At 65.0% G+C, this 20,369-nt stretch carries 16 protein-coding genes; 5 read left to right on the top strand and 11 right to left on the bottom strand.

Features of this window, described 5'->3' with window-relative positions; all coding sequences use genetic code 11:
• The first annotated feature begins 143 nt into the window (after positions 1-143).
• Positions 144-1,802: a Na/Pi cotransporter family protein gene (locus ACK41V_RS03690; protein WP_409777965.1), complete on the top strand. Its 1,659-nt coding sequence runs from the start codon at positions 144-146 to the stop codon at positions 1,800-1,802.
• Between the two features lie 123 nt (positions 1,803-1,925).
• Here ACK41V_RS03690 and ACK41V_RS03685 read toward each other — a convergent pair whose 3' ends face one another.
• On the bottom strand, positions 1,926-2,864 hold the full coding sequence (locus ACK41V_RS03685; protein ID WP_409777962.1) for a LysR family transcriptional regulator: 939 nt from the start codon (positions 2,862-2,864) through the stop codon (positions 1,926-1,928).
• 95 nt (positions 2,865-2,959) lie between these two features.
• Between ACK41V_RS03685 and ACK41V_RS03680 the strand changes: the two genes are divergently transcribed.
• Positions 2,960-4,021, top strand: coding sequence for an SDR family oxidoreductase (locus ACK41V_RS03680; RefSeq protein WP_409777960.1), 1,062 nt, complete (start codon positions 2,960-2,962; stop codon positions 4,019-4,021).
• Here the strand turns inward: ACK41V_RS03680 and ACK41V_RS03675 are convergent.
• Both ACK41V_RS03675 and ACK41V_RS03670 read right to left on the bottom strand, forming a co-directional pair.
• The gene (locus ACK41V_RS03675) at positions 3,975-4,832 is read right to left on the bottom strand and encodes an NUDIX domain-containing protein (RefSeq protein WP_409777957.1); all 858 of its coding nucleotides are present in this window, start codon (positions 4,830-4,832) and stop codon (positions 3,975-3,977) included. The genes ACK41V_RS03680 and ACK41V_RS03675 overlap by 47 nt on opposite strands.
• Positions 4,829-5,812, bottom strand: a complete 984-nt coding sequence (locus tag ACK41V_RS03670; RefSeq protein WP_409777954.1) for a quinone oxidoreductase family protein — start codon at positions 5,810-5,812, stop codon at positions 4,829-4,831. The genes ACK41V_RS03675 and ACK41V_RS03670 overlap by 4 nt, the downstream gene beginning before the upstream one ends.
• A 162-nt stretch (positions 5,813-5,974) precedes the next feature.
• Here ACK41V_RS03670 and ACK41V_RS03665 point away from each other — a divergent pair, with 162 nt between their 5' ends.
• Positions 5,975-6,874 carry a DMT family transporter gene (locus tag ACK41V_RS03665; protein ID WP_409777951.1) on the top strand — a complete coding sequence of 300 codons (900 nt, stop codon included), beginning with the start codon at positions 5,975-5,977 and terminating at the stop codon, positions 6,872-6,874.
• Between the two features lie 195 nt (positions 6,875-7,069).
• On the opposite strand, the gene ACK41V_RS03660 is transcribed toward ACK41V_RS03665, so the two are convergent.
• The 3 genes from ACK41V_RS03660 to ACK41V_RS03650 all read right to left on the bottom strand — a co-directional run bounded on the left by ACK41V_RS03660 (position 7,070) and on the right by ACK41V_RS03650 (position 11,937).
• Positions 7,070-9,733: an EAL domain-containing protein gene (locus tag ACK41V_RS03660; protein WP_409777948.1), complete on the bottom strand. Its 2,664-nt coding sequence runs from the start codon at positions 9,731-9,733 to the stop codon at positions 7,070-7,072.
• Complete coding sequence (locus ACK41V_RS03655; RefSeq protein ID WP_409778024.1) at positions 9,730-10,833, bottom strand: TRAP transporter substrate-binding protein; 1,104 nt, start codon at positions 10,831-10,833, stop codon at positions 9,730-9,732. The genes ACK41V_RS03660 and ACK41V_RS03655 overlap by 4 nt, the downstream gene beginning before the upstream one ends.
• 273 nt (positions 10,834-11,106) lie before the next feature.
• On the bottom strand, positions 11,107-11,937 hold the full coding sequence (locus ACK41V_RS03650; RefSeq protein WP_409777945.1) for an SDR family oxidoreductase: 831 nt from the start codon (positions 11,935-11,937) through the stop codon (positions 11,107-11,109).
• Between the two features lie 65 nt (positions 11,938-12,002).
• On the opposite strand from ACK41V_RS03650, the gene ACK41V_RS03645 reads away from it, so the two are divergent.
• Together ACK41V_RS03645 and ACK41V_RS03640 are read left to right on the top strand one after the other, a co-directional pair.
• Positions 12,003-12,620: an SH3 domain-containing protein gene (locus ACK41V_RS03645; protein WP_409777942.1), complete on the top strand. Its 618-nt coding sequence runs from the start codon at positions 12,003-12,005 to the stop codon at positions 12,618-12,620.
• 14 nt (positions 12,621-12,634) lie between these two features.
• Entirely contained in the window at positions 12,635-13,672 is a 1,038-nt protein-coding gene (locus tag ACK41V_RS03640) for a M48 family metalloprotease (RefSeq protein ID WP_409777939.1), read from the top strand.
• Positions 13,673-13,751: 79 nt separating this feature from the next.
• On the opposite strand, the gene ACK41V_RS03635 is transcribed toward ACK41V_RS03640, so the two are convergent.
• The 5 genes from ACK41V_RS03635 to ACK41V_RS03615 all read right to left on the bottom strand — a co-directional run bounded on the left by ACK41V_RS03635 (position 13,752) and on the right by ACK41V_RS03615 (position 20,352).
• A complete protein-coding gene (locus ACK41V_RS03635; protein ID WP_409777936.1) occupies positions 13,752-14,681 on the bottom strand; it encodes a DMT family transporter in 930 nt (309 codons plus the stop codon).
• 268 nt (positions 14,682-14,949) lie between these two features.
• Complete coding sequence (locus ACK41V_RS03630; RefSeq protein WP_409777933.1) at positions 14,950-16,206, bottom strand: DUF3422 family protein; 1,257 nt, start codon at positions 16,204-16,206, stop codon at positions 14,950-14,952.
• A 184-nt stretch (positions 16,207-16,390) separates the two neighbouring features.
• Positions 16,391-17,902 (bottom strand): tripartite tricarboxylate transporter permease, encoded by a 1,512-nt coding sequence (locus ACK41V_RS03625; RefSeq protein ID WP_409777931.1) that lies wholly within the window; start codon positions 17,900-17,902, stop codon positions 16,391-16,393.
• A 15-nt stretch (positions 17,903-17,917) separates the two neighbouring features.
• Entirely contained in the window at positions 17,918-18,406 is a 489-nt protein-coding gene (locus ACK41V_RS03620; RefSeq protein ID WP_409777928.1) for a tripartite tricarboxylate transporter TctB family protein, read from the bottom strand.
• A gap of 146 nt (positions 18,407-18,552) precedes the next feature.
• Positions 18,553-20,352, bottom strand: a complete 1,800-nt coding sequence (locus tag ACK41V_RS03615) for a GspE/PulE family protein (protein ID WP_409777925.1) — start codon at positions 20,350-20,352, stop codon at positions 18,553-18,555.
• Between the last annotated feature and the right edge of the window lie 17 nt (positions 20,353-20,369).

Genomic DNA, 20,369 nt, shown 5'->3' with positions numbered 1-20,369 from the left:
GCCGCCGCCTACGGGCACAAAAATGAATGAACCCGCCTCCCTGCACGGGCGCCAGCGTTAACCCAGAGTTAGCCGCTTGCGTCGGCGCATGGCATGGCGCATGCTTGTTTGGGTCGACACAAGAAGAAGAAACACGGTTTTTCATGAAGCATCTTTTGAATTTGTTGGCAGCCGTGGCGCTGCTGATCTGGGGCACCCACTTGGTGCGCACCGGCATCCTGCGGGTGTTTGGGGCCAATTTGCGGCAGTTGATTGCGCACAGCGTCAGCAGCCGGTTCACGGCGGTGCTGTCGGGCATCGGGGTGACGGCGGTGGTGCAGTCCAGCACGGCCACGGCGCTCATCGTGTCGTCGTTTGTGGGCCAGGGGCTGGTGGGCCTGCCTGCGGCGCTGGCGGTGATGTTGGGGGCGGACGTGGGCACCAGCGTGATGGCAGTGGTGTTCTCGATGGACCTGTCGTGGCTGTCGCCGCTGTTCATTTTTGTGGGCGTGGTGCTGTTCATTTCGCGCAAAGACACCACCGTGGGCCGCGTGGGCCGGGTGCTGATTGGCCTGGGGCTGATGCTGCTGGCGCTGCGGCTGATCACCGAGTCCACCACCGTGCTCACCCAGTCGCCCACCGTGCGGACGCTGCTGGGCGCGCTCACCAGCGATCTGCTGCTGGAGATCTTTACCGGCTCCGTGCTGGCCATCGTTTCGTATTCCAGCCTGGCCACCGTGCTGCTCACGGCAGCGCTGGCGGGCTCGGGCGGCATTCCGGCCGATGTGGCGCTGGGGCTGGTGCTGGGCGCCAACCTGGGCAGCGGCGTGCTGGCGGTGCTGACCACCATGAAGGCGAATGTGCAGACGCGGCAGGTGCCGCTGGGCAACCTGGTCTTCAAGATCATTGGCGTAATCATCATGACGCCGCTCACCGGCCTGTGGCTGCAGCATGTGCGCCCCTACGTGCCCGAGACGGCCACGCTGGTGGTGCTGTTCCACCTGGCGTTCAACATCGTGGTGGGCATTGTCTGCATTGGCCTGACCGGCACCGTGTCGCGCGCCGTGCAGCGCCTGCTGCCGCCCGAAAACACCCAGCAGTCCACCGCAGGCACACGGCCCCAGCATCTGGACCCATCTGCGCTGGCCACGCCGTCGCTGGCCATCTCGTGCGCTGCACGCGAGGCGCTGCACCAGGCCGATGTGGTGGAGTCGATGCTGCTGGGCCTGCACACCGTGATCCGCACCGACGACCTGCGGCTGGCCGAAGACCTGCGCAAACTCGATGACCAGGTGGACGGCCTGTACTCGGCCATCAAGTACTACATGACCAAGATCTCGCGCGAGGCGCTGGACGAGCGCGAGGGGCGCCGCTGGGCCGACATCATCAGCTTCACGATCAACATGGAGCAGATCGGCGACATCATCGAGCGCGTGCTCATCGACATCGAAGACAAGAAGATCAAGAAAAACCGCCAGTTCTCTGAAGCCGGCATGGAAGAAATCAACGAGCTGCACGCGCGCCTGATCGACAACCTGCGGCTGGCGATGAGCGTGTTCTTGAACGGCAGCGTGCGCGATGCACAAAAGCTGCTCGAAGAAAAAGCGCGCTTTCGCGACCTGGAGCATGCGTATTCGGTCACCCACCTGGCGCGGCTGTCAGACAACACGGTGCAGAGCATCGAGACCAGTTCGCTGCACATCGATTTGATCAGCGAACTCAAGCGCATCAACTCGCTGCTGTGCTCGGTGGCCTACCCCATTCTCGAATCGGCCGGGGCGCTGGCGCCCAACCGGCTGCGGGCGATGGCGGACCAGGCTTGAAGTTGGTGAAACTCTAAAATTTCAAGCCTTTTTGGCCGCTAACGCTTTATCTATAAGCGCTAATAGCTATAAATTCAGTAGCGAATCATCGCTACTGAGCCCTGCACAGCGTGGCAGCGCCCGTCACTCCGCTTCCCCCACATAGCGCTGCAGCCCCGTCCACAGCGCATCCAGCGTGACCTTGCAGCGCGGGCTGGCGCGCAGGTCCTCGTGCATCACCACCCAAGTCTCCAGGCCGTATTCCAGCTGCTGCGGCAGCAGGTGCACCAGCGCGGGGGTGCTGCGGCGGGCCAGCGCCACCTGGCAGATGCCAATGCCCGCGCCTGCGCGGATAAATGCGAGTTGTGCCACGTCGCTGTCGCTGCGCACCGCAAACCGGTCGCGCCGCCACGCGGGCACCGCCTTTTGTGCCGCGCGCAGGAACGGGGTTTCCGCGTCAAAGCCGATCAGCCGGTGGTGCGCCAGGTCGGCCAGCGTCTCTGGCGCGCCGTGCGCCTGCAGGTAGCTGGGGTGCGCGTGCAGGCCCAGGGCGATGGTGCCCACGCGGCGGGCGATCAGCGCGTCCTGCCGGGGCTCGGTCATTCGGATGGCGATGTCGGCCTCGCGCTGCAGCAGGTCGTGCACCCGGTTGCTCAGCACCAGCTCTACCGTCAGCGCCGGGTGCTCGGCCTGCAGCTGCGCCAGGATGGGTGGCAGCACCTCCACCCCCATCACCTCGCTGGCGCTGACCCGCACCGTGCCGCGCACCCCGTCGCCATGGCTGTTGGCCGCGCGCACCAGGGCGGCGGCGGTGTGGCCCATGGCCTGGGCATAGGTGCGCAGTGCCAGCGCCGCCTCGGTGGGCAGCAGGCCCTGTTGCGAGCGCGTGAACAGCGTCAGCCCCAGGGCATGCTCCAGCGCGGCAATGTGGCGGCCCACCGTGGGCTGCGTCACGCCCAGCGCGCGGGCTGCGCCCGAGAGCGAGCCCTCTTGCAACACGCCCAGGTACGAGCGGTACAGCTCCCAGCCGATGGCGTTGGGGTCTTTGGGGTTCTTGGCGTCTTCGTGTTCACGTGGGTTCATACATAAATGTATAGCCACCCCATCATTGTCGGCAATTCCATTTCACGGACAACACGCCCACACTGCCTCCATCGCAACGCTTTTGGAGCACACACATGGCAAACGACATGACAAACGGCAACAACAAGGTCCTGGTTCTCGGTGCCACCGGGGGCATTGGTGGCGAGGTGGCGCGCCAGCTGCGCGACCAGGGATGGGACGTGCGGGCCCTGCGCCGTGGCGGGCCACTGGCCAGGGAGCAGCACGACGGCATCGCCTGGATCCGCGGCGACGCCATGCACCGGGCCGATGTGATGGCCGCCGCCGAGGGCTGCAGGGTGATCGTGCACGCCGTCAACCCGCCCGGCTACCGCCGCTGGGCCGAGCTGGTGCTGCCCATGATCGACAACACCCTGGCCGCCGCCCGCGCGCAGGGCGCCACGGTGGTGCTGCCGGGCACGGTCTACAACTACGGGCCCGATGCGTTTCCGGTGTTGCACGAGGATTCGCCCCAGCACCCCCACACCCGCAAAGGCGCGGTGCGGGTAGAGCTGGAACGGCGCCTGCAGCAGGCCACCGTGCCACACCCGTTGGAGGAGAAAACCTGCCGCGTGATCATCGTGCGGGCGGGAGACTTTTTTGGCCCGCAGGTGGGCAACAGCTGGTTCTCGCAAGGCCTCGTCAAGCCCGGCAAACCCGTGAAAGTGGTGAACCTTCCCGGCGCACCCGGCGTGGGCCACCAATGGTCGTACCTGCCCGACGTGGCACGCACCATGGTGCAGTTGCTGGAGCGCCGCGCCGCGCTGCCCGCGTTTGCGCGCTTTCACATGGCCGGGCACTGGGATGCGGACGGCACGCAGATGGCCGCCGCCATTGGCCGCGCCGTGGTGGCACACGGCGGTGCCGCTCCGCGTGTGCGGGAGTTTCCGTGGTGGCTGATCACACTGGCCTCGCCGTTGGTGGCCACCTTGCGCGAGCTGCGGGAGATGCGCTACCTGTGGAAACAACCGGTGCGCATGGCCAACGACGCATTGCGCGCTGTGCTGGGCGAAGAACCCCACACACCGCTGGATGCGGCGGTGGAGGCCACGCTGCAGGGCCTGGGCTGCCTGCCAGCGTCCAAAGCGCCGCTCAAAGCCCCAAAAAGCCCGCAATCACCAGCCCGGCTTCCAGCGTGAACAGGCCCTGGGCGACCTGCGCACGCACATCGGCCAAGGGCAGCAGCGCGAACTCGTCCACCTCGCCGTCCTGGTTGTCGGGCGCCATGCCATCAGGCACCACGGCGCTGAACCAGTCGATGCGCTCGACCATGTAACCCGTGCCACCGCCTTCGCTGCTGGGGCGGCTGAACAGCACATGGCCGCCTTGCGCCACCTCCGCCAGTGCATCGATGTGCAACCCGGCTTCTTCCCAGGTCTCGCGCGCCAGGGCCTGGGGCAGCGAGTCGGCGGCCGAGATCATGCCGCCCATCAGCGTGTCCCACCGGCCCGGGTCGTTGGGTTTGTTCAGCGACCGCTTTTGCACCCACATGCGCCCGTCGGGCGCCAGGCCCACCAGGTGCACGGCGCAGGTGGTGATGCCCAGCACGCGCACCGCACCGCGTTCCACGGTGCCCACCACGTCGCCCTGGGCGTTGGTGACCGCCAGTTGCTCGTTGCGCCACGGGCCACACAGGTTGGCGTCGCGCAGCGCTGCGGCCAAGGTGTTCAGGGCGTCGGTGGTGGCGTTGACGTTGGTATCAGAGGCCGCTTCGGGCGGCAGGTGCAGGCACCATACGGCGGCGCCGCCATGCTCACCGATTGATAGCTGGTAGCGCTTATCCAATAAGCGCTGGAGGCTGATTTGGCTTAAAAAACCTTCTGCCACCGACCCCACCACCTGCCCCGCCACCACCAGCGGTTGCCGTGGCTGGAGGGCGGGCTGGTGCGCCAGTTGCCGCGCGCCCACCAGCCACTGGTCGAACGACGCGTGGGGTTGCGACGCCGTCACAGCGTGAGGATGGTGCAGCCGGTGGTCTTGCGTGCTTCGAGTGCGCGGTGCGCCTCCTGCACGTCGGCCAGCGCAAACCGCTGCTCGATGTGGATCTTGACTTGCCCGCTGGCCACCACGGCAAACAATTCATCGGCCATGGCCTGCGTGGCTTCGCGCGTGGCGATGTGGGTGAACAGCGTCTGGCGCGTGACGTAGATCGAGCCCTTGGCACCCAGCGAGCCCGGCGCAAACGGTGCCACGGGGCCCGAGGCATTGCCAAAGCTGGCCATCAGGCCGAAGGGGCGCAGGCAGTCGAGCGACTTGTCCCAGGTGTCTTTGCCCACCGAGTCGTACACCACCTTCACGCCCTTGCCGCCGGTGATCTCCTTCACGCGGGCCGCAAAGTCTTCGGTGTTGTAGTTGATGGCGTGCGTGGCGCCGTTGGCCAGGGCCAACTGGCACTTGGCATCGCTGCCTGCTGTGCCGATGAGCTTCAGGCCCAGCGCCTTGGCCCATTGGCAGGCAATGAGGCCCACACCGCCCGCTGCGGCGTGGAACAGCACGTGGTCGCCGCTCTGCAGTCCTTCCACCGGCAACGTCTTCTTGAGCAGGTATTGCGCAGTGAGGCCCTTGAGCATCATGGCCGCGCCGGTTTCAAAGCTGATGGCGTCGGGCAGCTTGCACACGCACTTGGCGGGCATCACGCGCACTTCGCAATACGCGCCGGGCGGGTTGCTGGCGTAGGCGGCGCGGTCGCCCACCTGGAGGTGCGTCACGCCCTCGCCCACGGCCTCCACCACGCCAGCGCCTTCCATGCCGATGGTGGCAGGCATGCCCAAGGGGTACAGGCCGGTGCGGTGGTACACGTCGATGAAGTTCAGGCCGATGGCGTGGTGACGGATGCGGATCTCGCCGGGGCCGGGCTCGCCCACGCTGACGTCGACGATGTGGAGTTCTTCGGGACCACCGTGTTGGCGGATCTGGACGGCAAGGCTCATGGCAAACGCTCCTGGAATTCGGTAGGTAACGGGTAAGGCAAACGGCGGCCATCCTGCCATGAATTGCGCAACGCTGCCGACACCCGGCGCGACAGCGATTTGCGCTGGGGCCATGTGGCTGCACGCAGCAAGGCGCAGCGCGCACCGTTACAGTGCAGCCCCATGACACAAAAACTCACACCCGGCACAGCCGTGCTGCTGGTGATACCGCCCTTGTTGTGGGCTGGCAATGCCGTGGTGGGGCGGCTGGTGCACGAGCTGATTTCCCCCTCTGCCCTCAATTTCATCCGCTGGGTGCTGGCCTTTGCCATCCTGCTGCCCCTGGCCCACGGCGTGCTGCGCAAGGACAGCCCCCTGTGGCCCCACTGGCGCCGTTATGCGCTGCTGGGGCTGCTGGGCATTGGCCTGTACAACGCGCTGCAGTACATGGCGCTGCAAACCTCCACGCCCATCAACGCGACGCTGGTGGGGTCCAGCATGCCGGTGTGGATGCTGGCGGTGGGGGCACTGTTCTTCAAGGCGGCCATCACGCGGCGCCAGTTGCTGGGCGCATTTTTGTCGATGTGTGGCGTGCTGCTGGTGCTCAGCCGGGGCGAATGGTCGCAACTGATGGCGTTTCGCCTCGTGCCCGGCGATTTGTTCATGCTGCTGGCCACGGTGTCGTGGGCGTTTTACAGCTGGCTGCTGGCCGCCACCCGCGAGCCCACCAGCATTCGCAACGACTGGGCGGCGTTTTTGATGGCGCAGATGGTGTTTGGCCTGGCGTGGTCCGGCAGTTTTGCGGGGGTGGAATGGGCCACGGGGTACAGCCACATCACATGGGGCTGGCCGCTGATGGCGGCGCTGGTGTTCATTGCCGTGGGCCCGGCCGTGCTGGCCTACCGCTGCTGGGGTGTGGGCGTGCAGCGCGCGGGGCCTGCGGTGGCGGGGTTTTTTGTCAATCTCACGCCGCTGTTTGCAGCGATGTTGTCCACCGCGTTTCTGGGCGAAACGCCGCAGCTGTTCCATGGGGTGGCGTTTGCGTTGATTGTGGGCGGCATCGTGGTGTCGTCGCGGCGCTGACGCTGCGGCTCAGAATTTGAGCCAAATTGGCCTCTAGCGCTTATCCATCAAGCGGTAGCAGCTATCAAAACAGGAGTTTTGAGTGGGCACGTCCACTTGAAACCGTTCACGCTGAGCTTGTCGAAGCGCCGCGCAAGGCTTCGACAGGCTCAGCCCGAACGGGTGATTCCAGTTCAAAGGTGCCAATAAACCCTGTCAACCCTGCACCGGTACCGCGTTGTCCAGCAGGGCTTCCAGCGCCGCCACCGGGGTGGGTCGGCCCATCAGGTAGCCCTGGAACAGCTGGCATCCGTACTCTGCCAAAAAGTCTTTTTGCGCCTGCGTCTCCACGCCTTCGGCAATCACGTCCAGCTCCAGGTTGCGCGCCATGCCGATGATGGTCTGCACGATCACGTCGTCGGTGTGCCGCACGCCCAGGTTGTGCACAAACGACTGGTCGATCTTGAGCTGGTCCAGCGGCAGCCGCGTGAGGTAGGCCAGCGACGAATAGCCGGTGCCAAAGTCGTCCACCGAAAAGCGCACGCCCTTGGTCTTGAGCATGCCCATCTTGGCCACTGTGTCGTCCACGTTGTCCAGCACCAGGGACTCGGTGAGTTCCAGCTTGAGCAGGTGCGGCCGGGCGCCGGTTTCGCGCAGCACCTCGACCACGCGCGCCACAAAGTCGCGCTGGCGGAACTGCCGCGCACTCACGTTGACGGACAGCTGCACGTGCCGGTAGCGGGCGTCGTTCTCCCACGCGGCCAGTTGTTCACACGCGGTGCGCAGCACCCAGTGGCCCATGGGCACGATGAGTTCGCTCTCTTCGGCCACGCTGATGAAGGCGCCGGGGGCAATGAGCCCGCGCTCGGGGTGATCCCACCGGATGAGGGCCTCGGCGCCCACGATGCGGCCGTCCAGATGGAACTGCGGCTGGTAGTGCAGCACAAACTGCCGCCCCGTCAGCGCCTGCTGCAAGTCGCCCTCTAGCTGGGCGCGCGCGCTGATGGCGATCTGCATCTGCGGGTCAAAAAAGCACAGCGCATTGCGCCCCTGGGACTTGACCTGGTACATCGCAATGTCGGCCTGCTTGAGCAGGTCGACCGTGGGCTGCAGCGCCCCGCCCATCAGGGTGGCGCCAATGCTGGGCGTGCTGTGGTGGGTGTTGCCGCCCAGCGAATAGGGGACATTGAGCTTGCGCAGGATCTTCTCGCCCACGCGGCGCGCATAGGCCGCGGCCTCATCGCTGTTGACGGACAACTCGTGCAGCATGACCACAAATTCATCGCCGCCCAGGCGGGCCACGGTGTCTTCGCGCCGCACGCAGGTTTTCAGGCGCTGGGCCACCTGGCGCAGCAGCATGTCACCCACCTCGTGGCCCAGGGTGTCGTTCAGGGTCTTGAAATGGTCCAGGTCCAAAAACAACAAGGCGCCGTATTGCCCGCTGCGCACGCTGGCGGCCACCGCCTGTTGCATGCGGTCCATGAGCAGGCGGCGGTTGGGCAGGTTGGTGAGCGGGTCATAAAACGCCAGGCTTTCGATCTCGGCGCTGGCCTGCCGCAGCGCCGTGACGTCGTGGTAGGTGATGACCAGGCCGCCGTCGGGCGTGGGGCGCTCGATGATCTGGATGGTGCGGCCACTGGGCAAGGTCTGTTCGTGCGCCGCCTCGTGCTGTTTTTGCTTGAGCAGGCGCTGCTCCACCCAGCGCATGCGCTCGTCGTGGGTGCCGCGCGGCAGGTGGTGCCGCGATGTTTCTTCCATCACGCGCCGAAACGGCACCATGGGGGCCACCACATCCTTCAGCCAGGGGTAAATCTGCTCGAACTGGCTGTTCCACTGCACCACGCGGTACTCGCGGTCTAGCAGCATGAACCCGCTGACCATGGATTCAAGCGCCTGGTCCAGCGTGGCCTTGGACTGCGCAATGGCCATGCGGGCCTGCGAGAGGCTGCTGAGATAACGCAGCGCCAAGCCCCCCGCCGCCAAAATCATCGCCACAAACAGTGCGCCGGTGAGCGCAATGGCGTTGCGCTGATCACGCCAGCCCGCCAGCGCTGCCACCCGCGGAATGCTTGCCGCAATGCGCAGGTCCTGGTACAGGATGGGCCGGTACACCACCAGGCCAGGCTCACCGGTGAGCCGCGCAGGGGCGTCCCAGTTTTGGCCGGTTTCCGTCAGATCCCCCAGTTGGGGCGTGAGCGTGGGGGCGATGGCCTCTTCGCGGTTGGGCACACTCAGCAGCAGCTGCCCGCCTGCCCGCTCCAGCGTGACCTGCAGGCCATTGATGTCCACGCCCTGCACCAGCACCGAGCTGAGCGCCGCCACCGGCAGCTCGGCCACCGCCACCACCAGCGAGCTGTCGGCCATGCGCAGATAGCGCGCTACATACAGCACACGCTCCGAGCTGGCAAAGCTGATCACGGGCGCGCTGATCATGAGGGTGGACACGGGCTGCTCCATCACCGCCGCCAAAAACCCCAGCGGCAGTTGCACCTGCAGCCCACTGCCCGCAGCATCTGAAGACGCGATGGCCTTGCCCGTGCCATCGAGCACGGCCACGTAACGCACCATGAGGTTTTGCCGGGCCGAGCTGCGCAGGCGCTGGCTGGCAACTTCCGGATCAATCCAGTCGGCCATGGCCGTGGACAGGCCCAGCAGTTCGTCGGTGCTGGCCAGCAGCACATCCACCGCCAGCAAAGACCGGTTGAGCGCCGCCTCTGCCCCGGCCACAAACCGGGTGCCCTGCGCCTCGCTGTCGGCCAGCGCCACCTTGCGGGCGTTCCACGCCAGGGTCGCTGCCACCAGCACCACCGCTACCACAAACATCACCACACCGGACCCGACAAAAGTCCTGATGCGCAGTGGTGTGGTCCGCTCACTCATTTGCTGGCGGGCGCCGCCACCAGCCCGCGCACGGGTCCGATGGTCTGGTTCCATATCTCGGCACAACGCGCTCCGCAGCGCTGTACCCAACGGGGCAAGACGGTAGAGGACAGGATGTCCTGGCGGCTGCGCTCATCCTGCGCGGACACGGGCACCAGCGCCATGCTGCCCTTGCGGCCCGCCACACAGTGGGGCGCCCCCCGGTTGCAGGCCATGCCATCGGCGGTCTCGCGTTCGGACTCCTCCCAGATGGCGGCCTCCAGCTTGGGCAGTTCGCGCCCCAGCAGCGCACGCAGATCGGGCGGCAAAGCCGTCCAGGCCGTCCGGTTGGCCCCAAACACCGCAAGGCCCCAGGTCACCGGCAAGGCGTGTACATGCGAGGTCAGCGCGGGCAGGCCCAGCGTGTTGCCCGACATGGTGCCGGTGATGGCGCATTCGACATTGCCCGCGGTGAGGCCGGGCACGATCTGCGCAAAACCGGTGAGCACCGGCACCCCCCCCAGGGCCCCGACAAAGTCAGCCTGCGTGGACGAAGACACACGAATGCGCCGCCCCGACAGTTCGGCCAGCGAGCGCAGCGGTTTTTTGCAGAACACCACCTGCGCGGGGTACACGTAGATGGCCAAAGCCTCCACCCCATGCTGGTCGCGCAGGGCCTTTTCGAGATAGGGGCGAAAAGCCGCCAGGGTGGTCTTGAGCGTGGCGATGTCGGGGTTCAGCCCGGCCAGGTCGGGCGCGGTGTATTCGGGGTATTGCGCGGTGAACGAGCTCATGAGCGTGGTGCCAAACGGCACCACCCCCAGTTGCAGCAGCCGCAGCATTTCGGAGCCCGGCACCCCCGCGCGGTCGAAGGGGACGATCTCGGCCTCGAACCGGCCGCTGCTCAGGCGCGAAAGTTCCTTGTTCCAGAAAGGCTCTTCCTGGCGTGTGTACTGATTGAGCCCCGCAAGGCCCCCCACGATGCGCAGCTTGTAGGGCGCCTGCCCGGCGGGCGTGGAAGGCGAAGGCGAAGGGGAAGGCTGGGGCGCTGGCGCCGTCTGCGCCTGAAGGCCACCGGCGGCGGCAAACGCCACGCACCACCCCACTGCGCCTCGGCGCATGGCAGGGGAAAAGGCGGACAAGATGTGCATGGCGGAGTCTCCGGCCCCATTCTTCACCCAATTTTTCCGCGAATCGGAAAAGCTGTGGGCAAAACACCACTGGGGAGGTGGCGCCTGTGAGCGGCATGCACCACAAGGCACACACCACTAGCATCCATTGTGCCGACTATCGCAGCGCTTTCAGGCGGGCAAAAGCAGGGGGTATCCCCAACCCCGGCCCCCACCCCGGCCATGTGCACCGGCAGCCATCGAGACCGGTGCAACAGTGCCTTTTCAGAAGGTTCCCGCGTACGCGCCGCCGTCGGCCAACACGTTTTGCCCGGTCATGTAGCCCGCCTGCACGCTGCACAAAAACGCGCAGATGGCACCAAATTCATCGGCCGTGCCATACCGCCCGGCTGGGATTTGTGCCTGCTGGGTGGACCGGAAGTCGTCCACACTTTTGCCGGCCTTGCTGGCGGCGGCCGTCACGGTGGCGGCCAGGCGGTCGGTGTCGAACTTGCCGGGCAAAAGGTTGTTGATGGTGACGCCGCGCGCGGCGATCTTGCTGCGCGACACACCCGCCACAAACCCGGTCAGGCCGCTGCGTGCGCCGTTGGACAGGCCCAGGATGTCGATGGGCGCCTTGACGGCGCTGGACGTGATGTTGACGATGCGGCCAAAGCCCCGTGCGGCCATGCCGTCTACCGTGGCCTTGATGAGTTCGATGGGGGTGAGCATGTTGGCGTCCACGGCCTTGATCCATGCATCCCGGTCCCAGTCGCGGAAGTCGCCGGTGGGCGGGCCACCTGCGTTGGTCACCACCATGTCGAAGTCGCGCCCGGGGCCTCCGGCCACCGAAAACACGGCGGCGCGGCCTTCTGGGGTGGTGATGTCGGCGGCAACGGCCAGCACCTGAGGCTTGATGCCATTTTGGCCGCTAGCGCTTGATGGATAAGCGCTGTCAGCTATCAATCTTGCAGCAGCTGCATTCAACGCATCGGCATTGCGGGCATTGATGACCACGTTGACCCCCTCGCGCACCAGCGCCTGTGCGCAACCGTAGCCCAATCCCTTGCTGGCGCCACACACCAGCGCCCATTTGCCTGCAATACCCAAATCCATAACAATCTCCCTAGTTGCACACTGATACATGTAGCGTCGTCAAATCATAAATGGAGAGCACCACCATGAACTGGCTGCACCGCGGAGCCCTTGCCACCTGGCTGGCATTGGCCGCATTGGTGACCTTTGCGGGCATCACACACGCCCAGGATGCGGCCGTCGTCAAGCGTGCCACCCAGTTGCGTGACACCCCTGCCGAGAGTGGCGCCAGCGTGGCGCCTCTGGCCGCCAACACGGTGGTCACGCGCAGCAGCGAACGCAAGGGGCCGTGGGCCAAGGTCAGCACGCCCCAGGGCGCCACAGGCTGGGTGCACATGTTTGACCTGGGGCCGCAGGCGGGGTCCGCATCAGGCACCGGCAACGCCGCCACGGGCGGGCTGCGCGGCCTGGGGGGTCTGTTTGGCGGCAACAGCGGCTCGACCACCACAGCCACGTCGACCGTGGGTATTCGCGGCCTGGGTGCCGAAGACATTGCCAACGCACAACCCAACCCGGCGGCTGTGAACCAGGCCGAAGGTCTGCGGGTCAATGCCGACCAGGCCCGCCAGTTCGCCACCACCGCATCGCTGCAGTCCCGCACGGTGCCGCCGCTGGCCGAACCACCTCGCCCCACGACCAGTGGCGGCTCGGGGGCCACCGGGTCGTCCAACAACCCGTCTGACCCCAACTTCAGCCCCAACTGATAAGGAGCATCGCCATGCGACTGCCTTTGACTCGTCTTGCGCGCACGCGGCTGGTGGCCACGGCCTGCGCGGCTTTGGCCCTGACCTTGTTGCCCAGCCAGGGGCACAGCCAGAACGTGATGAACCTGCTGAACTCCCTGGGTGGGGGTGGCAACTCGGGGGGCATTCTGGGTGCGGTCACGGGCGGTGGTGCGCCCCAAGGAGATGACCTCATCGGCATGCTCAGCCGCTCGGTCGACAGCATTGACGAGCCCCGCGAGGTCCAGATCGGCCGCCAGCTGGCCGCCGTGCTGCTGGGCAGCAAGCCCCTGCACCCCGACATGGCGCTGCAGCGCTATGTGAACCAGCTGGGCCGCTGGATCAGCCTTCAGTCCGAGCGCCCCAACCTGCCCTGGACCTTTGTGGTGCTGGACGACGCGGGCTACAACGCTTTTGCAGCGCCCGGGGGTTACGTGTTTGTGACCAAGGGGCTGATCGACCGCTGCGCGGACGAGGCCGAGCTGGCGGGCATCCTGGCGCATGAAATCATCCACGTCACCGCCAAACACCACCTGCACGCCATGCGCAAAACCGCGCAGTCTGGCCTGCTGACCCAACTGGTGGCGTCGCAGATCAAAACGAATGCCGTGGGCAACATCGTGGCCTCGCAGTTTCTGGCTCTGGGCCGCAACTTGTATGCGCGTGGCCTGGACCAGACCGACGAATACGATGCCGACCGATCCGGCGTGGCCCTGGCCACACGGGCGGGGTTTGACCCGTATGGCCTGGTGGCCGTGCTGCAGCAACTGCGCACTGCCACGCCAGACAACCCCATGTTTACGCTGGCCCTGGCCACCCACCCCCCGGCACAAACGCGGCTGGATCAGCTGGAGCTGTCCATGGGCAAAAACCTGGATGGTTTCACCGGAGCCGCACCGATCACCGTGGCCCAACGCATGAACACTCGCGCCCCGGCAGCGGCCGCCGCACCCGCTGCGAAGGCTGCCACACCACCGGCAGCAGCCCCAGCGCGCAAACCGCCACCGCCCAAGAAGAAAGAAAAGGCGTCGTGACACGCCCCAGCCGGTGAAGTCCCAACCCACAAGGGCGGCTTTTTTAGCCGCCCTTGTTTCGTTTTGGAAGGTCCAACCGTCAAGCCGACGGCCGGCGCGCCATGCGGGTGAACACAAAAATCCCGGTGATCACCAGCACCGTGCCCGCGGCCACCCATACGGTAAAGGGCTCGCCCAAAATCCACACCCCCATCAGGATGGTGGACAGCGGCCCCACCATGCCGGTCTGCGCGGTCATGCCCGCGCCAATGCGCTCAATTGCCATCATCACCATCAGCACCGGCACCGCTGTGCACAGCGTGGCGTTAAGCACCGACAGCCAGATCACCTCGGGCGCCACCACGGCAGCGCTCATGGGCCGCAGCACCACAAACTGCAGCAGGCAACACAGGCAGGCCACGGTGGTGGCCAAACCCACCAGGCGCAGCGCGCCCAGGCGCTGCACCATCTCGCCGCTGTAGACGAGGTAGATGGCGTAGCTGACGGCGCTCAAGAACACCAGCAGCGTTCCGAGCGCGGCGTTGGTGCCCTGCAAATTGGCCTCGTGCCCAAACACCAGCAGCACCCCGCAGTAGCTGATCAGCATGCCCACCGCCTGCCCCCAGCGGATGCCGCGCCCGTACAGAGCCCAGCCCAGCATCACGACCAGCGTGGGGTTGAGGTACAGAATCAGCCGCTCCAGGCTGGCGCTGATGTACGCCAGCCCGGCAAAGTCCAGAAAGCTGGCCAGGTAGTAGCCGGTGAAGCCCAGGCCCAGCACCCCCAGCCAGTCCTTGCGGGTCAACGGTGGCTTGCCGCGGCTGGCCCACCAGGCCATGACGGCAAAGATGGGCAGCGCAAACAACATGCGGTACATGATGAGCGTGACCGCATCCACGCCGTAGCGGTACGCCAGCTTGACGATGATGGCCTTGCCGCTGAACGCAATGGAGCCAAACAAGGCCAGCAAAAGACCGGTTGCTACGTTTTTTCTAGCTGCTAGCGCTTGTGGTGATTGGGCTGGAGGCACTTTTTACTCAAAATTCGTCAAAACGGGCCAGAGATGTTCCATCGCTGCTGCCTCGGCAGTCTCACCACATGGAAACATGGCGGTGTCGGATTGCGCCTTATGACTGCTGATATGCCAGCTGAACAGGCTCTGCGCGAAGTCCGCTGGGCTACTGCCAATGAGTGTGGCACGGGACGACCTGAACACGGCATCGATCATTTGCGCTGGTGCCACCTCCATCGGCGATGGTGGGGCTTTGGAGACGCGCCCTGACAACGCCGCAAATCCCTCAGCGGTGCTTGGCAAACACGCGGTGGTGCAGCCGCCGCAACGACCACCACACGCCCACCGCCACCACCGGAATGGCCAGGGCGGCGGTGCTTTCGGGCGACAAGGGCCAGCCCAGTTTTTGCGCCCCTTTGGCCAGGTAGCTCACCAGCCCGACGATGTAGTAGGTGATGGCCGCCACCGACAGGCCCTCCACCGTGGACTGCATCTTGAGCTGCAAATCCTGCCGGTGGTTCATGGTGGTCAACAGCGCCTGGCTGCTCTGCTGTTGCTCAATCTCCACCCGCGTGCGCAGCAGGTTGCTCATGCGCGAGACGCGCTGAGAGAGCGCGTCCTGCCGCCGCGCTGCCCATTCGCAGGTGCTGCGCGCGGGGGTCAGGCGCCGGTCCATGAACTCGCGAATGGTCTGCATGCCCGCCAGACGCGACTCGGCGATGTCCTGAATGCGTTTGTCGAGCAACTCAAAATAAGCGCTGCTGGCAGAAAAGCGCGAGTGGGTGGCCGCGTACTGGCTTTCCACCTGCCCGGCCAGCCGGGTCAGGCGGTCGAGCAGCGCAGGTTCGGCATCGCGGTTGGCGGTGCGGATGGCATCGGCCAGCGCCGCCAGTTCACGCTCGGCAAAGGCCAGTTCACTGGCGGCCTCGCGGGCGGCAGGCAGGCCCAGCAGGGCGGCCATGCGGTAGGTCTCAATCTCCAGCAAGCGCTGCACCAGTCGGCCCAGGCGGCGCGGCGTCATGCCCCCCGCCAGCAGCACCATGCGAGAGAAACCGTCCGCATGGATGGCAAAGTCGGTGTACACCTCGCCGTGGCCGTCGGCCACGGTCGAGGCCACCAGCGTGTCTTCATGCAGCACATGTTTGACGAGCGAGCCAGAGCCAAACGTGTGTGTCGGCAACACCCATAAATTGAGGCTGCACAGGCACTGGCCGGGCAAAGCGGCCAGCCATTCGTGCGGCACGGCATCGGTAGCACTGGCGGGCTCGCGTTCGCCAAAAGCATCCACCGCAGTCGACACCGTAAAGGTCCACGACACAAATTCGGTGTGCATCTCCCAGCGGATACGGTAGGCGCCCAGGTCCATGCGCAGGTGGGTGGTGTGGGCGTCGGGCAACGCCATGTGGTGATCCCGCAAAAGGGCCGCTACGTGGGCGCGGCTGGCTTCGCGCCCTGCCGCATCGGCCAGCATCACGATGTGGGCAATGGCCAGAGGGGCCGTCATTGCCTCGGGCGGGCGGGCGTGGATTTCGTTGTGCAACATCGCCCGGTGGGGGTGCTGCACTGGATGAACAGGAGTTGGCATGCGGACGGACCTTTGTCCGCAATTGTGTACCGGCCCTGGTGGCGCGCCGCCCTACAAACTTGTCCACGGGCAGGCAGACCGCCCAAAAAACAACGGCACCCGAAGGTGCCGCTGTTGGGGAATCAAAACAAGGGGTTGTCGATCAGTCTTCGACAAAAGCCTCTTCGCGTTTGCTCTTGACCGAAGGCAGCAACACGATGATGAGCAACAGGGCTGCGGCAGCCAGCAGGCCTGCAGACAAAGGACGCGTCACAAACACGCTCCAGTCACCCCGTGACAGCAGCAGCGCCCGGCGCAGGTTTTCTTCCATCATCGGGCCCAGAATGAATCCGAGCAGCAGTGGCGCAGGTTCGGTGCCCAGCTTGTGGAAGATGTAGCCCACGAGGCCAAAGGCCCCCACCATCCAGATGTCCCAGGTGTTGTTGTTGGTGGAATACACGCCCACCGCACAGAACAACACGATGGACGGGAACAGCCAGCGGTAAGGCACGGTCAGCAGCTTGATCCAGATACCGATCAGCGGCAGGTTCAGAACGATCAGCATGGCATTGCCAATCCACATCGAAGCGATCAGGCCCCAGAACAGTTCGGGGTTGCTCGTCATCACCTGAGGGCCAGGCTGGATGTTGTGGATCGTCATCGCACCCACCATCAGCGCCATCACGGCGTTGGGTGGAATACCCAGTGTCAGCAATGGGATGAACGAGGTTTGCGAACCCGCATTGTTGGCAGACTCAGGCGCAGCCACACCGCGGATGTTGCCTTGGCCGAAAGGAACTTCACCGGGCTTGAGCTTGGTCTTCTTTTCGACCGTGTACGCAGCAAACGCCGCCAGCAGCGCGCCACCACCGGGCAAGATGCCCAGGGCCGCACCTAGCGCTGTTCCGCGAAGCACCGCAGGAATCATGCGCTTGAAGTCTTCCTTGGTGGGGAACAGGCCTTCCACCTTGGCAGTGAACACCTCGCGCTCGTCATCGGGACGCGAGAGGTTGGCGATGATTTCGCCATAGCCGAACACGCCCATGGCGATGGTCACAAAGCCGATACCGTCGGTCAGCTCAGGAATGTCGAAGCTGAAGCGGGCCACACCCGAATTCACATCGGTGCCCACCAGGCCCATCAGCAGGCCCAGCACGATCATGGCCACCGCCTTGAGCAGCGAGCCCGAGGCCAGCACCACGGCGCCAATCAAACCCAGCACCATCAGCGAGAAGTATTCCGCAGGGCCGAACTTGAAGGCCACTTCGGTCAGCGGTGGCGCGAAGGCCGCCAGAATCAGCGTACCCACGCAACCCGCAAAAAACGAACCCAGGCCAGCCGCCGCCAGCGCCGGGCCGGCTCGCCCCTTGCGCGCCATCTGGTAGCCATCGATCACCGTCACCACAGACGATGACTCGCCGGGCAAATTGACCAGAATGGCCGTGGTCGAACCACCGTACTGCGCACCGTAGTAGATACCTGCCAGCATGATCAGCGCGGCAACAGGAGGCAGCGCATAGGTGGCCGGCAGCAGCATGGCGATGGTCGCCACGGGGCCAATGCCAGGGAGCACGCCAATCAGCGTGCCCAGCAGACAGCCAACAAAGCAGTAGATAAGGTTTTGAAACGTGAACGCGACGCCAAAACCAAGCGCCAGATTGTCAAATAGATCCATGGTCGGTGCTCCTGATCAACCTGTGATGAAACTCGGCCACACAGGGAACTGCAGCTTGAGCGCCCAGACGAATGCCACATAACTGCCCACTGCCAGCACGGTGGCAAGGATGAACACGGACTTCGCGTGAAACTCCTGGCCCGCCAGACTGGCAATGAATGTCAGTGCATAGATGCCCACAATGAGGCCCATCGCCGGAATGCCCATGGTGGGCAAGCCACCCAGCAAAATACCGAACGCAAAGTTGGCAGCCAAAATGAAGAAGAGTGGCTTCCAGGCCCACTTTCCGATCTTGTCGCCGTCCTGGGTTTCCACCGTGGTGGCCTTGAAGGCGATCAGGCTGCCAATAAAGGCAAGCAAGATACCGAGCATCAGGGGGAAGTAACCGGGGCCCATGCGGGCGCCGTTGCCAACGTTGTACGTGGTGGCTCCCCACGCAAACGCTACGCCGATGCTCATGAACATGAGGCCGGCAAAAAAGTCTTTTTGACTCTTGATTTTCACGAATTGTCTCCTTTGGGGGAAATCTCAACTGGGCGATTGTGCGGGCAAGCACCCCCTTTGACGATGTGGATTCCACCTACATCCGGTAACGCCAGAACCGCCTGCCCGAAGCCAAACCGGCAGGCAATCACCCGTGCTGGAGACCTCTATGTGTGTTCCATGGGCGGCGTGGCTGCGACCACTTCTTCCAGCGTCGTCAGTCCTTCGGCCACCCGCAGCGCACCCGCCAGGCGCAGGGGGCGCATGCCGTCGGCAACGGCCTGGCGGCGCAGCACATCGATGGAGGGGGCCTGCGTAATTTTGTCCTTGAGCGCCTCGCTCACCGTGAGCAATTCGTACAGGCCCATTCGGCCCCGGAAGCCGCTCATGCGGCAGTCCACACAACCCACAGGTTTGTAAGGCTGGTAAGCGCCGTTGATCTTCCAGGGCTTGACTACTTCAGTCAGCGTCTCGCGGGCGGCTGCTTCGTCCTTTTGTTTGCACTGCTTGCACAGCGTGCGCACCAGCCGCTGGGCCAGCACACCCAGCAAAGTGGCGTTGATAAGGTACGACGGCACCCCCAGCTCCATCATCCGGGTGATGGCAGACGGGGCATCGTTGGTGTGCAGGGTGGAGAACACCAGGTGGCCCGTCAGCGCCGCCTGGATGGCCATTTCGGCGGTTTCCAGGTCGCGGATTTCGCCCACCATGATGATGTCCGGGTCCTGCCGCATCAACGCGCGCAGGCCTTCGGCAAAGTTGAAATCGAGCTGGGGCTGCACCTGCGTCTGGTTGAAGCTGGGCTCGATCATTTCGATGGGGTCTTCGACCGTGCTGACGTTGACCTCTTCGGTCGCCACCCGTTTGAGGGTGGAATACAGCGTGGTGGTCTTGCCCGAGCCTGTAGGCCCCGTCACCAAAATGATGCCGTGCGGGCGCTTGACCAGCGCTTCCCAGCGCTGCGCATCGTGCTGGGCAAAACCCAGTGCATCCAGGTCCTTGACAGCGTTGTCGGGGTCAAAAATCCGCATCACCATCTTCTCGCCAAACGCGGTGGGCAAGGTGGACAGGCGCATTTCCACCTCGTCGCCGCGCTGGTTGCGTGTCTTGATGCGGCCATCCTGCGGACGGCGCTTTTCCACCACATCGATGCGGCCCAGCAGCTTGATGCGCGACACCATGGCGTTGTGCACGCCCATGGGCATCTGGTAGACGGGGTGCAGCACCCCGTCGATACGGAACCGGATCACGCCCTGGTCGCGCCGTGGCTCCAGGTGAATGTCGCTGGCGCGCTGATCAAACGCGTACTGCCAGAGCCAGTCCACGACCTTGACCACACCCTGGTCGTTGGCGTCGAGCTGCTTGTTGCTTTTGCCCAGCTCCACCAGCTGCTCAAAGCTGCTGCCGCCGGACGCGCCCCCGGCCTTTTGTGCAGCGCGCACCGATTTGGCCAGCGCAAAAAACTCGGCGGTGAACCGGTGGATATCTACGGGACTGGCCACCACGCGGCGCACGGTGCGCCGGGACTGGCGCTCCACCTCGGCCACCCAGTCGTCGATGAACGGCTCGGCAGTGGCCACCACCACCTCCTTGGTGGTCACTTGCACGGGCAGCACCTTGTGGCGCTCAGCGTACGTGGCGCTCATGGTGTCTGACACACGCCCCACGTCCACCTTCAAAGGGTCAATGCGCAGATACGGCAGACCCGCACGTTTGGCGAGGTACTCGGACAGCGCTTCGATGTCCAGCGGCTTGCCATCACTCGCGCGCGCCATGGCCACGTTGGCAAGGCGCACCAAGGCATGCTGCGAGCTTTCGGCCTGCGAGCAACGCGCGATGGTGCGTTGGGCCTCCTCTGCGGAGATCACGCCGTCATCATTGAGCCAGCCGACCATGCGGCGCCAGTCCACCGGGCCCACGTACGGCGTCGGCGTTGCAAGCGGGGTGGACACTGAATTCGTTTTCATCTCAATCCTTGGTTGGC

Origin of the sequence: Acidovorax sp., assembly GCF_046291265.1 — a bacterium.
Classification (GTDB): Bacteria; Pseudomonadota; Gammaproteobacteria; order Burkholderiales; family Burkholderiaceae_C; genus Acidovorax.
This window is presented reverse-complemented; position numbering and strand designations above follow the sequence as displayed.

Bases quoted from the DNA above. Each gene is read 5' to 3' on its own strand.
- ACK41V_RS03655 (WP_409778024.1), bottom strand. From the start codon at position 10,833: ATGCGCCGAGGCGCAGTGGGGTGGTGCGTGGCGTTTGCCGCCGCCGGT.
- ACK41V_RS03685 (WP_409777962.1), bottom strand. From the start codon at position 2,864: ATGAACCCACGTGAACACGAAGACGCCAAGAACCCCAAAGACCCCAAC.
- ACK41V_RS03625 (WP_409777931.1), bottom strand. From the start codon at position 17,902: ATGGATCTATTTGACAATCTGGCGCTTGGTTTTGGCGTCGCGTTCACG.
- ACK41V_RS03690 (WP_409777965.1), top strand. From the start codon at position 144: ATGAAGCATCTTTTGAATTTGTTGGCAGCCGTGGCGCTGCTGATCTGG.
- ACK41V_RS03615 (WP_409777925.1), bottom strand. From the start codon at position 20,352: ATGAAAACGAATTCAGTGTCCACCCCGCTTGCAACGCCGACGCCGTAC.
- ACK41V_RS03630 (WP_409777933.1), bottom strand. From the start codon at position 16,206: ATGTTGCACAACGAAATCCACGCCCGCCCGCCCGAGGCAATGACGGCC.
- ACK41V_RS03665 (WP_409777951.1), top strand. From the start codon at position 5,975: ATGACACAAAAACTCACACCCGGCACAGCCGTGCTGCTGGTGATACCG.
- ACK41V_RS03650 (WP_409777945.1), bottom strand. From the start codon at position 11,937: ATGGATTTGGGTATTGCAGGCAAATGGGCGCTGGTGTGTGGCGCCAGC.
- ACK41V_RS03670 (WP_409777954.1), bottom strand. From the start codon at position 5,812: ATGAGCCTTGCCGTCCAGATCCGCCAACACGGTGGTCCCGAAGAACTC.
- ACK41V_RS03640 (WP_409777939.1), top strand. From the start codon at position 12,635: ATGCGACTGCCTTTGACTCGTCTTGCGCGCACGCGGCTGGTGGCCACG.
- ACK41V_RS03660 (WP_409777948.1), bottom strand. From the start codon at position 9,733: ATGAGTGAGCGGACCACACCACTGCGCATCAGGACTTTTGTCGGGTCC.
- ACK41V_RS03645 (WP_409777942.1), top strand. From the start codon at position 12,003: ATGAACTGGCTGCACCGCGGAGCCCTTGCCACCTGGCTGGCATTGGCC.
- ACK41V_RS03680 (WP_409777960.1), top strand. From the start codon at position 2,960: ATGGCAAACGACATGACAAACGGCAACAACAAGGTCCTGGTTCTCGGT.